10 protein-coding genes are annotated in these 11253 nt (G+C 62.5%); 3 read left to right on the top strand and 7 right to left on the bottom strand.

The window, feature by feature from the left end:
- Positions 1–95: 95 nt before the first annotated feature.
- The 6 genes from ACL02S_RS14515 to ACL02S_RS14490 all read right to left on the bottom strand — a co-directional run bounded on the left by ACL02S_RS14515 (position 96) and on the right by ACL02S_RS14490 (position 6447).
- On the bottom strand, positions 96–395 hold the full coding sequence (locus ACL02S_RS14515) for a WXG100 family type VII secretion target (RefSeq protein ID WP_412802934.1): 300 nt from the start codon (positions 393–395) through the stop codon (positions 96–98).
- Positions 396–428: 33 nt separating this feature from the next.
- Positions 429–752, bottom strand: a complete 324-nt coding sequence (locus ACL02S_RS14510; RefSeq protein WP_412802933.1) for a WXG100 family type VII secretion target — start codon at positions 750–752, stop codon at positions 429–431.
- A 441-nt stretch (positions 753–1193) separates the two neighbouring features.
- Entirely contained in the window at positions 1194–2777 is a 1584-nt protein-coding gene (locus tag ACL02S_RS14505; protein ID WP_412802932.1) for a serine/threonine-protein kinase, read from the bottom strand.
- 32 nt (positions 2778–2809) lie between these two features.
- A complete protein-coding gene (locus ACL02S_RS14500; RefSeq protein ID WP_412802931.1) occupies positions 2810–4000 on the bottom strand; it encodes a DUF7373 family lipoprotein in 1191 nt (396 codons plus the stop codon).
- 40 nt (positions 4001–4040) lie between these two features.
- On the bottom strand, positions 4041–5258 hold the full coding sequence (locus ACL02S_RS14495; protein WP_412802930.1) for a DUF7373 family lipoprotein: 1218 nt from the start codon (positions 5256–5258) through the stop codon (positions 4041–4043).
- A gap of 10 nt (positions 5259–5268) precedes the next feature.
- A complete protein-coding gene (locus ACL02S_RS14490) occupies positions 5269–6447 on the bottom strand; it encodes a DUF7373 family lipoprotein (RefSeq protein ID WP_412802929.1) in 1179 nt (392 codons plus the stop codon).
- 276 nt (positions 6448–6723) lie between these two features.
- Between ACL02S_RS14490 and ACL02S_RS14485 the strand changes: the two genes are divergently transcribed.
- On the top strand, positions 6724–6861 hold the full coding sequence (locus ACL02S_RS14485) for a hypothetical protein (RefSeq protein WP_412802928.1): 138 nt from the start codon (positions 6724–6726) through the stop codon (positions 6859–6861).
- Positions 6839–7192 carry an FHA domain-containing protein gene (locus ACL02S_RS14480; RefSeq protein WP_412802927.1) on the top strand — a complete coding sequence of 118 codons (354 nt, stop codon included), beginning with the start codon at positions 6839–6841 and terminating at the stop codon, positions 7190–7192. Before ACL02S_RS14485 ends, ACL02S_RS14480 begins: the two co-directional genes overlap by 23 nt.
- 12 nt (positions 7193–7204) lie before the next feature.
- Here ACL02S_RS14480 and ACL02S_RS14475 read toward each other — a convergent pair whose 3' ends face one another.
- Positions 7205–8659: a neutral zinc metallopeptidase gene (locus ACL02S_RS14475; RefSeq protein ID WP_412802926.1), complete on the bottom strand. Its 1455-nt coding sequence runs from the start codon at positions 8657–8659 to the stop codon at positions 7205–7207.
- Positions 8660–8767: 108 nt separating this feature from the next.
- Between ACL02S_RS14475 and ACL02S_RS14470 the strand changes: the two genes are divergently transcribed.
- Entirely contained in the window at positions 8768–11227 is a 2460-nt protein-coding gene (locus ACL02S_RS14470) for an FHA domain-containing protein (protein WP_412802925.1), read from the top strand.
- Positions 11228–11253: the final 26 nt, after the last annotated feature.

Raw genomic sequence — 11253 nt, 5'->3', positions numbered from 1 at the left:
TAGCGGTGCACGCGATCGTATGCATTTCATGACCATGTCATGAAATGATTCGGGCCCCGGTAGCTTGTGCTACCGGGGCCCGAATTCGGCCATGCTCAGAACAGGTTCGCGAGAGCGGTATCGGTGCTCTGCAGCTCCGAGTTGCCGCTGCTGACCAGCATCGCGGCACCATCGAGTGTGGTGTTCAGCTGCGCCGCGTGCTGATTCCAGGTGGCCTGAAGCTGCTGGAATGCCTCGGAAGCCGCGCCTTCCTCCCAGTTGTCGCGGACGAAGTTCGCCACTTCGTTCTTGAAGTCTTCCAGCATGCTCATGACCTCTTGGGCCTTGTTCTTGATGTCCATCGCGGTGCCTTCGACAGCACCGAAGTTGGCGGAAATCTTTGTGGGATCAGCCATTTTCAGCTCCTAAAGTTTTGATCGGAATGGGAATTACAGCGCAGGCAGATCGAGGCTGGAGGCTTGCGACTGCACGTTCTGCATGAACACCTGGTCCTGTTCGGAGAACTTGCCGCTGGTCTTGACCAGGTTATCCACTGTCTGCAGCAGCTTGTCGTTCAGCTTGTCCGCCTGGAAGTAGTAACGCTCCATGAATGAATCGAAGGCGCGCTTGGCGTCACCGGACCAGTTCGCGGTGAGGCTGTCCTCGTATGCCTTCAGATTCCTGATCGCCGTAATCAAGGTCTGATGCTTACCTTCGCACTGCTGCGCGAAAGCCTTGACTGCTTCGGCGTTTACCGATGCCTTGACTGCCATTGTGGCTCCTCTTCACATTGTTCAGATCGGGCCGCGTCGGCGGCATTCGACCCCTACATCTGATTGGACGCAAGCACGAGTGATTCGGTTCCCTGTAATTCTCGGAACCCGTTATTGTTCGGGTGATCCATTCGTGCGAGCGGGATGGTTGGCCGCGAACGATGCGGTGACGGAACTGACGTGTCCGATTGCCGGCCCAGGTTGCCGGTATTGATGACGGACCGCCCTGTCCGGCCAACCTGCGGTTGCAGCACTCTCCCCTCCTTCCCCCGGGCTCGCCGCCATCTCGACAGCGCGATAGTGACTGCGGGTGTACCCTACCTGAATTCGGTAGCGACTGGCTACCTGTGTTGCTGATGTCCTGAGGTGACTGCGCCGGGCGCAGAGAGGGTTTCGATCCTCGAAGGAGCATGCCACGAGCGCAATGTCGGCCCTGGACGGTTACTGCACGATCTTCGCGATAGTCGGCACCATTTCGTTGATGAGCAGTTCCTGGGATTGTTCGCTCCAGATCTGAAATGCCTGAACAGTCGACAGCTCGTCCACCACGACCACTGCGGTCGAGCTGTTCAGTAGCAAGCTCGGGATCCCGCGTAGGCCACCGTTTCCCGCCTCGCTGTCGGTGCGCAGAATGATGACGACATCGGAGTCGGCATTGGCCGAGTAGCCATTGGCGGACAGCGGTCGGGGGGACTCCTCGTCACCGATAGCTTTGTACTTCGTGCTGTATCGGAAACCGATACCTTGTAAGAACTCCGACTGGTCACTCGGGTGCAACACAGCCGATAGCGTCGCGTCGCCGAGATGGAACGCCGTGACAGTCTTACCCTCGAACTGCGGATAGGTGCTGCGCACCTGGGCCAGTTGATCCCCATTCACAGTGGAACCCGATTGCCGATCGACGAAGACGAGAGTGCCGACGGCGACCGCGATACCTACGAACAGCGCGGCGAGAGCGGGGACAAGAATTCGACGCGCTCGTGATGGCCGTGTACTGCTGCTGCGCGCAGTCGCAAGCGAGTGCTGATCGGTTTCGTGCGGTGGGGTGTGCACCGGGAACTGAGCAGCGGAACCGGGGAAAGGAGCGGTAATCGCGTGTCTCGGGTCGGTATACGCTGTCCGCTGGGTTGGTGCGTCGGCAGAAGGATCTGGTCCAGGGGCCCTGACCTGCGATATGCCATAGAGCGCTGCTGCTGCCGCCTTGGTGAACTCTCGGCAGGTGCTGTAGCGATCGGCCGGATCTTTGGCCATGGCTTTCGCGAGCACGTCGTCGAGCGCGGCGGGCAGGTCGGATCGCACCGCGCTGGGTTTCGGTGGTGGCTCATGGAGATGGCCCATCATGACCACGGCAGGCTTTGGCGACGGATATGGATTTTGTCCCGTCAACAACTTGTAGAACGAGCATCCGAGACTGTAGATATCGGCGCGGTTATCGATGCTGCCGCCAACCAGCTGCTCCGGTGGCGCATAGGCGACGGTGGCCACGAAATTTCCGGTTGCCGTCAGATCTTGGTTGTCTTCGGACGATTTAGCGACACCGAAGTCGGTGAGCAGCACGCGTTCGTCATCGTCATCGCCGTCATCGGCCGCGGACAACAGGAAGTTGGCCGGTTTCACATCACGGTGGAGCAGACCACGGCGGTGCGCGTAATCGAGGCCTTTCCCGACTTCCGAGACGATGCGCAACGCCCGTCGCGGCGTCATACGGTCGGCGTCCCGCTTGGTTTCCGCCGCGGCATCGGTGCCATCGATGTATTGCATCGCGATCCACAGCCGACCCGCCTCCTCGCCTCGGTTGTACACCGCGACGATATTCGGATGGTCGAGCCCGGCGGCGAGATTGGCCTCCCGCTCGAATCGGGCGCGGAACTCGGCATCGGCGGAGAGGTCGGCGCTGAGCACCTTCAGCGCATCGCGCCGCGGCAGAATCGGGTTCTGCGCCAGGTAGACGGTGCCCATACCGCCGCTGCCGAGCGTACGGAGCACGCGATAGCCGCCCACGATCGTGCCGGGCCGCAAGGCCATTCGGTTCTCCTCACTGGTCGAATAATCGCGGGTCAACGCCCGCTCATCAGCAGCTTGTACTGTGCGGCGGCCCGCTGCCGCGCATCTTGGACATTGCCGCCTTCGACGTGAATCACATAGCGATCGGCCGGAATCAAGCAAATCGGAGGATGGTCCGACTGGTACGGGGTATTCGGCTTGGCCGCGAAGCATTCCGCCGATGGCAACCCTGCTGGGCCGTCGATCTTGTCGTAGCTGTCCGTATCGATGAATTGAGCTTGCAGAGCGGCGATCAACCGGAACGGGCTGGAATCGTCGCGGGTGCGATAGATGAACGCCCCCGCTATCGTGACATAGTCCACGCCCGCGTCGTCATATGCGGCCTTGGCCAGATCCGGACGATTCGCGATATGCAGCGCCGCGTATTTCGGGTAGACCCCGGAAGGGTCTGCGCCCTGGACCGGCAGGTTCTCTTTGGCGGTCGGTAGTGTTCGGCTGAGCAGACCGTCGACATCCAGCGGCTGTGCGTCGAGTTCCGCGACGGGGGTGGGCAGGTAGTTCTTCAGCATCTCGATCTGCTTGCCGAAGGTCCGTCCGGCCAAGTCGGCGAGCGGGTCCGGATCGAAGGGCAGGCTGATCGGATCCTCGATGAACACGTACAGCAGCATGTCGTCGTGCACCAGCCAGGAGTTCAGCCAGGGGAACAGCCAGTGGGAACCGACCGGGACCTCGGAAAGATATCTGGTGTGCGCGTTCGGATAGCCGTCGATGGAGTGACTCTCTCCCGGTGTCCGGTCGGACAGTAACTGCGCTGCCGCCTCGGCGTGCTGCACGTCCGAGAACCGAATCGTCTGGATCCTCATCTCGCGCCCGGTCCATGCCTCGGCTCGACGTTGACCATGGGTATGCCATCCGGCGACCAGGCCGGGAAAGATCGATCCGATTTCGTCATCTGTGATCGCGGCCGCGTCGAGATACGGGGGTGTCGCAGGCGTGATCACCCGGGTGACGAACTTGTATCTTTGGAAGATGAACCGGTTGTCCACATCCATAACGAGCGGAGTGGCGTTGCCGATCCGGATAGCTTCCCGGACGGCGCTCGTTTCCGCTATCCGGGACTGCTCCGGATCGACCGGTATGGTCGGGTAGTTGCCCGCATCCAACTCAGCGATATCGACGCTGATATCGCTCGGCGCATCGGTATCCGTGCCACACGCACTTGCCGCCAGCAGGAACGCGAGCACGAGGGCAAACATACGGTGACGTGATGGTCGCATGATCTGGTCACTCACTTTTCGCCAGAATCGAATATTGGGCGGCGGCTCGTTCATACAGAGCACGATCCACTCGGGCCGCCGTGGGGAACACAGAAACGACCACTGCGACATAGTGTCCGAAGACGACCGCGCAGAACGCGGTGTAATTCCGATTGGGATCTATCGCATCGAGGCGCAGGCACCGTGCGTCGGAGAGTCCGGGCGGGGGATCGAGCACCGAATCGCTCTTCCCCGGCTCGGTCAGTGCGGTTTGCAGTCGGAATGCGGCCGCGAGGTCGCTGGTTCGATAGACGGTGCCTGCGCGTCGTCCCACAAGATCGACGCCACTGTCCTCGAAGGCTTTCCGCATACGCACCGGATTCCGCTCGAAGTGCAGTATCCCTGAGGGCTGGTAGGCGCCGAAATCCTCTTCGTATACGGTGAAGAAAGGGTCACTGTGATCCTTTGCCTTCGGTGCCGCCCTGCGCATGATGCCGTCCGGGTCGATGGGGAGGTCGAGCAGATCGTTGAGTGGTATCGGCTGTTGCTTATCGAGCTGAGCGATCTGCAGATCGGTCGTCTTCTTGATGGTGCTTGCCAGTGCGTCGCGGTCAGGTGTGGGCACTCCCGCGTTGATCACGATGACGTAGGGGCCATGGGACTGGAAGGCGGTCGCGGTGATGTCGTCCGCGGACGTCGCTCGCGCATCAGGGTGGTCTGCGATCGGGATCGGATGGCGTTCGCCCTGTTCTCCGGTGATGCGGTCGAAATCAGCCGCGGCGTTCGCGCTGTCGTTATCTGTCGCGAAGCGCAGAATGGAGATGATCAGCTTCTTCCTGCTGCGAAGGTTTCCGTTTATGCGAACGATATACGCACCGGCCACGAGGCTGTTCTTTTCAGCGACCGGTTTATAGATCGGTGGCAACGGGCCCTCGGCAGACATCGAGTCCGCGGAGACGATCAGCCTGACGGATCCGGAGTCGGTCAGATCGCTGTCCACATCGAAGGGGTGGACCAGGTAGTTCAGCATGCGGCGCGCCTCGATGAACCGTACGCTGCGTGCTTTGTCGGGTCCGAATTTAAGGTTGAAGGGCGTCGGCTCTGTTTCCATCGCACCGGTCTGGAGCGCGGACAGATCGACCGGAGCCATACCCGGTTGCGGGTTACCATCGAGGGAGTCCGCGCAGCTGGTGGTGCAGACCAGTGCTGTGGCGATTGCGATAACCGCCCGGAATCGCTTTTTCACTCGGCTTTCCCTATTCACTTGTCAGCAAGGCATACTGCGCCGAAGCCCTCTGGTGCAGATCCCGCAGGTTCTTGCCGGAGACCTGCACAAAGTATCGATCGACTCGATAGCCGCAGTTATAGCCGACGACCTGATCTGAGTCCGGCGATCGGGTGGCCTGCGCATAGCATTCGATATTCGAGTCCAGACCGGTAGGCGTATCGACCAGTTCTTGATTCGCACTCGAATTCATGGATGCTTGCCATCCCTGCCATAGTCGTTGCGCCCCCTCGCCGGATTTGTTGCGGAAGACCACGGCGTCGCCGAAGGAAGCCAGGTCCATCTCGCTTTCCTGCCAGTCGAGAAGGATGTCCGGTCCGGGATCCGCCATCAGCGTCAGTGCGCCGCGACCGGTGTAGAACCCGTCGGGTTCGATCCGGAACGGTTTCTCCGGATCGCTCGGTAGCGTGCGCCCCACTATGCCCTCTGGGTCGAGCGGTATGTGTGCGAGGCTGTCGACCGGAGTCGGCTCGAATTTGTCGAGCAGTGGGAGCTGTACTTCCAGCATTCGTTCGACCTGTGCGGTCAACGCGGGGAGGTCGGGTGCGGAGGTGTTGTCATCGACTTTGATGAAGACGACATATCGGTCGTGGACAGTCCAGGAACCGATCGAGGAGAAATCAGGACGCCAATGCGCGAAGGTATTCGGGTACCCGGTGATCTGGACCGGCTGGTTTTCTCGGTTGTAGGTGAAGTCGTCCCGCTCCAGGGCCGGTCCGACACGTAACGCGGTTTCCGGATCGGGGAACATCAGTACGGCGATGTTCAGCGTGCGCCGCAAGGCTTCCGGTGGGCCGCCGGTGGACCAGGCATTGACCCAGCCGCCGACCAGATCCTCGGCGACATCGTCAAAAGTGTCGTTGATGACAAGATGGGCCAGTGCTTTGCGGTTCAGCACGATATGCGAGCGAAGTCGCCAGACGTCCTCGATGTACGCGGGATCGGCTTCAAAGGGCAATGCCACGAAATCGGCCAGTCGCTGGGACTCCCTAGCACGAGCCTGCTTGTCGCTCTTGGCATTTCCCACTTGCCGCGGCTCGGTCTGATAGTTGCCTACCTCCAGCGCCGAGATATCGGGCCCGGTTCGTTCGGCTCGACCCTGTACATCCGTGCCGCAGGCGGAGGCGCCGAGCGCGATAAGTGTCGCCATAATGAGGATGCCCCGGGGGCGTGTACGCCTCGGTCGTAGGCTGGCTGACATTGTCCCTCCCGTACTGCTGTCCCGGCGGAAGCCTACTGTATGGCACGGTTCGGTCGCTTGCTCGGTGCTTCGGTCTCAACCGGGCTATGCATATCGTTCCTCCGGTTTCCTGCACTGAAGTTATCCGGATGTCGGGGAGTGAGGTCGATGGTGCTCGTTGTGCCATACCCTCATCGGTATGGCGACGACCCGGCACTCGACCCTCGGTGGAGGCCGGTACCGTTGATGGATCGGCAGGTCGAGGTGGTCGTCGGTAATCATTTGGTGGCCAGGGTCGCGGGTGCGGTCATCGTTGTCGCGCATCGCGAGCCGGGTAAGCCGACTCATGGTGCGCCCGCCGTTGGGCACACTCGTCTTGGATGACGGCACACCCCATCTGTTGGCCGCCGATGTGGTGATCGGCCGCGACCCGGAGCATTCCGATGCTGCCGAACGCGGCTTGGTCGCGTTGCGCATCGATGACACCTCTGGCGGTATGTCCAGGGCGCATGCCGAGATCCGCCTGGTGGGCTGGGATGTGACTGTGGCCGACCGCGGATCGACCAATGGCACCTGCGCCCGCCCGCCCGGTTATCGCGATTGGATCCGACTGGTGCCGAACCAGCCGATGTTGTTGGTTTCCGGTACCGAGGTGCTGATCGGGAATCGGGTGCTGCGTTTCGAGTCCGCCGCGGTGCCCCCGTTCGGGGGATAGTGCGTTGCCTGCTTACGAATATCGTGATGTACAGGCTTTTTCGCCGTGCATGACGCCCGCGCGAAACGCATCGACGCGGGAGAAACCACTGCGCACCGTTTGACCCTGCACATCACTGGCCGCAAGACCATCGGTGAGCAGACCAGAGACCGCCTCGTCGAGATCGCCCGCGGACAGCCGGATATCGCCCTGATCGGCCGACCGCCCTGGTTCGGCGAGTTTGCCGGTGACAACTCCGGAGAGGCAGGCCGCGCGCAGACCGGTTTTGGCGCCGACCAGGCTCTGGCCGCGGCTGTGCTGGACAGCCAGGGTGTATCGAGAGATGAACACGATGTAGCCGTTGTAGTCGCCGGTCACATTGATCGGTAGCGGATCGTCGTCATCGGTGGAACTGCCTCGTTCGGCGAGGCCGGGTACGTCCGTGGCGATCGTGTTCTCGGCTGGGCAGTACGAGACCGGTTCGGTCACAGCGCCATCGCTGCATTCGATGGTTGCCTTGGAGTAGTCGTAGGTCGGCTTATCGGCGATGGGCAGTATCGCCCCGAGTGCCTTGGTGAGCTCGACCAGGGATTCCTTCGTTATGGGAAACTCGCCGCGCCCTTCGTCGTTACGGAAACTCTGTGGCAGACCGTCGCGGCGCTGTTCGATCTCCTCCGCATCGATTCGCTTGCATCCTTTGGGGCCGTCGGTGAAGCCGATCTGCACCGCGGTAACACGCTCGAAGGCGGAGCCGTGCACGCTTTCCGGGTCGTCGGGATCGGCGTCGCGGATGGCGACGGTGGCGGCGAGTACCGAACTGAGGCCATCGGAGGTGTTGATCGTGAAGTGCCCGGCCTTGCCTTCGGCGACATGGCGGATGAACGCTCCCGCGAAGCAATCGGCCTGTTGCTCTTTGACGATCACCGGATCTTTCGATTCGACGATCTCGGCCATGCTCTGTATCGCGTGGCCGTATTCGTGCGCGAGCACCATCACCACGGCCATCTTCCCGAAGGTCCGCTCCACGGCGGGAAGCAGCAGTGAACGATCCCACCCGATGGAATTGTCCAGCCGGCAGTAGGCGGCGTTCACCAGGTGATAGGTGCTCTCCTCGCAGAATTGGACCGCATCGCCGCGGGAGGCTTTCGCATTCCAGGAGATCAGCTTCTCGACCGGTTCGAACTCGTCCTGGAATTCCTTGCCGAACTCGCCCTGCCAGTATGTCTGGATATCGTCGATGGCGTTGAGCGCCAGTGTGTCGATCGCGCCGTTATCGCTGTTGGCCGCGGTGAGCGTGCTGTCAGGGACGCCGTCGCGTGGTCCGTTCGGTCCGCTCGTGGTCGGCAGGCCCGCGACCTTGAACGGATCGTCGTAGATGGAGACCGCCCTGCCGTCGACGAGTGTGGTGCACCCTCCGACCAGCACCAGTGCTCCCGCCAGAACCGCCACCAGTGCCGTAGCGAGTGCGTTCGTTTCGCCTCTCGGCATGGCTCCCCCTCATCAGCCGGTCTTGCAGGAACATCGGTTGCCGGACCGGAGTAGTACGGTGCGCCGGGCGTACCGCCTGTGTCCGGATGATGGAATAGTATCCGCTGCATGTCTTCACCGGGGGCGCAGACCATCATCGTGCGTCATGATGGGAAAGAACGAGTATTCGATCCGGGCCAGTCGGTCACCATGGGGCGCGCGCCGGAGGTGACGGTATTCGTCGACAGCCCGCTTGTCTCACGAGTACACGCGACGCTCGCCTGGCGAGGCAGTACCTGGGTGTTGACCGATAACGGAAGCACCAACGGCGTTTTCGTAGACGCACGCAGAATCGCCCAGCCGGTATCGATCGATCGGCCCGTCCAGGTGCGGCTCGGTGACGCGATCGGTGGTCCGTTACTGCATGTGCTGCCTACTGACCCGCAAGGGCAGGCGGGGCAGGCATCGAGCTCGGCGCAGCAGCCACGGCTGGACAGGTGGCAGGCACTCCAGGAGCGGCACCCGCGGTCCGCGCCGCCGCGCAGTGAGCCGATCGTGAACGTCGACCTGACGACCAGAGCGGATACCTCCAGCGTGCCACCGGTCCGGGCCAGAGCGGCTGCGACCCCGATCACCCGCGGCGACCGTATTCCCCCTACCGGTCTGGATATCGGCCGTACCTCGGACAATCAGATCGTCGTCAACGATCCGCTGGTTTCTCGCAAGCACGCCCGTCTCGTCGCGACGGGCGAGGGACTGACCATCGAAGATCTGGGTTCGGCGAACGGTACCTTCGTCAACGGACACCGGCAGCGGCGAGCAGTGCTGCGCGAGCAGGACATCATCACCATCGGCAATGTGGATTTCGTTGTCCAGCAGGGCACGCTGGCGCACCGGAAGAGACCGATCGCCGAGCAGGGACTGGCAGTGCGTGGCGTCGGCTTCAGTGTCGAGGGCAACAAACAGCTGCTGCTCGACGTGCATATGACCGCGGGCCGGGGGACGTTGACCGCGCTGATCGGCCCTTCCGGCGCGGGGAAGTCGACATTGTCGCGCCTGATCGCGGGCAGCGCCAGGCCGTCGAACGGTGTGGTCACTTTCGAAGGTCGTGACCTGCACGCCGAGTACGAAGCGCTGCGCTCTCGTATCGGCATGGTGCCACAGGATGATGTACTGCACCGGCAGCTCACCGTGCGGCAAGCCCTCGGCTATGCGGCCGAGCTGCGGCTGCCCCGTGACAGCAGCAGGGCGGATCGACAGCAGGTGATCGATGGTGTGCTGCGCGAACTCTCGCTCACCGAACACGCCGACACCAGAGTCGACCGGCTTTCCGGCGGTCAGCGTAAGCGTGCCTCGGTGGCGTTGGAGCTGCTGACCGGCCCGTCGCTGCTCATCCTGGATGAACCCACCTCGGGGCTGGATCCGGCGCTGGACCGGCAGGTCATGGTGATGTTGCGCCAGCTGGCCGATGCCGGGCGCGTGGTGATCGTGGTAACGCATTCGGTCGCGCACCTGGACATGTGTGATCAGGTGCTGCTGCTCGCGCCCGGTGGAAAGACCGCTTACTGCGGCAACCCGGCCGGTGTCGGCGCGGCGCTCGGCACCGGCGACTGGGCGGAGATCTTCGCCGATGTCGCGGCCGACCCGGATCGGGCATTCGCGGCCTACCGCTCCCGGCGAGCGTCCATGCCCCCACCAGCGCCTCCGCCACGGCAGTACGGGGCTGTGGGCAGTCCGCCGCAGTCCAGCGCGGGTAAACAGTTCTTCACCGTGATGCGCAGGCAGTTCCGCCTGATCCTGGCCGACCGCGGTTATCTGGCATTCCTGGTTGTCCTGCCGTTCATTCTGGGTGGTCTGGCGCTGATGGTGCCGGGGGACAACGGTTTCCAGCGCGGTGAGTTGATCGCACTGCCCGACGGCGGATTTGTGCCAACCGGCGGTAGCGAGACCCAGCAGCTGCTGGTGTTGCTGATTCTCGGCGCCTGCTTCATGGGTTCCACGCTCACGGTGCGCGATCTGGTCGGGGAACGGACGATTTTTCATCGGGAACGTGCGGTCGGGTTGCTGCCTTCGGCGTATCTGCTGGCGAAGATCGCCGTATTCAGCTCTGCCGCGCTGCTGCAGTCGGCGGTGCTGATCGGCATCGTGCTTGCGGGTAAGAAACGACCGATCGACGGTGCGATGCTGGGCGCGGGCAGCGTAGAGCTCTATCTCGATATCGCGCTGACCGCGGTCTCCTGTGTGGTGTTCGGCTTGTTGCTCTCCTCATTGGCGAAGTCGAACGAACAGGTGATGCCGCTGCTGGTGGTGGCAGTCATGTGCCAGCTGGTGATGGCGGGCGGGTTGATCCCGGTCACCGGGCGGGCGGCGCTGGAGCAGTTGTCCTGGTTGTTCCCGACTCGCTGGGGTTATGCCGCCGCCTCGGCGACAGTGGACATCCGGGAATTGTTCGGCAGTGCGCAGCCCGACACACTCTGGCAGCACACGCCGGGGATCTGGTTGCTCGATATCGTCGTGCTGCTGGTGATCACCGTGGTGCTCGCTGTCCTCACCTGGCGCCGGTTGCGACTGAAGAAGCCGGCATCGTGATGTATCCGGCAGGGTTGACAGCTGTC

Source organism: Nocardia spongicola (assembly GCF_047200775.1).
Classification (GTDB): Bacteria; Actinomycetota; Actinomycetes; order Mycobacteriales; family Mycobacteriaceae; genus Nocardia.
Note: the sequence above shows the minus strand (reverse complement) of the source record. Positions and strands in the feature narration are given on the sequence as shown.

Bases quoted from the DNA above. Each gene is read 5' to 3' on its own strand.
- ACL02S_RS14515 (WP_412802934.1), bottom strand. From the start codon at position 395: ATGGCTGATCCCACAAAGATTTCCGCCAACTTCGGTGCTGTCGAAGGC.
- ACL02S_RS14510 (WP_412802933.1), bottom strand. From the start codon at position 752: ATGGCAGTCAAGGCATCGGTAAACGCCGAAGCAGTCAAGGCTTTCGCG.
- ACL02S_RS14505 (WP_412802932.1), bottom strand. From the start codon at position 2,777: ATGGCCTTGCGGCCCGGCACGATCGTGGGCGGCTATCGCGTGCTCCGT.
- ACL02S_RS14490 (WP_412802929.1), bottom strand. From the start codon at position 6,447: ATGGCGACACTTATCGCGCTCGGCGCCTCCGCCTGCGGCACGGATGTA.
- ACL02S_RS14485 (WP_412802928.1), top strand. From the start codon at position 6,724: ATGGATCGGCAGGTCGAGGTGGTCGTCGGTAATCATTTGGTGGCCAGG.
- ACL02S_RS14475 (WP_412802926.1), bottom strand. From the start codon at position 8,659: ATGCCGAGAGGCGAAACGAACGCACTCGCTACGGCACTGGTGGCGGTT.
- ACL02S_RS14470 (WP_412802925.1), top strand. From the start codon at position 8,768: ATGTCTTCACCGGGGGCGCAGACCATCATCGTGCGTCATGATGGGAAA.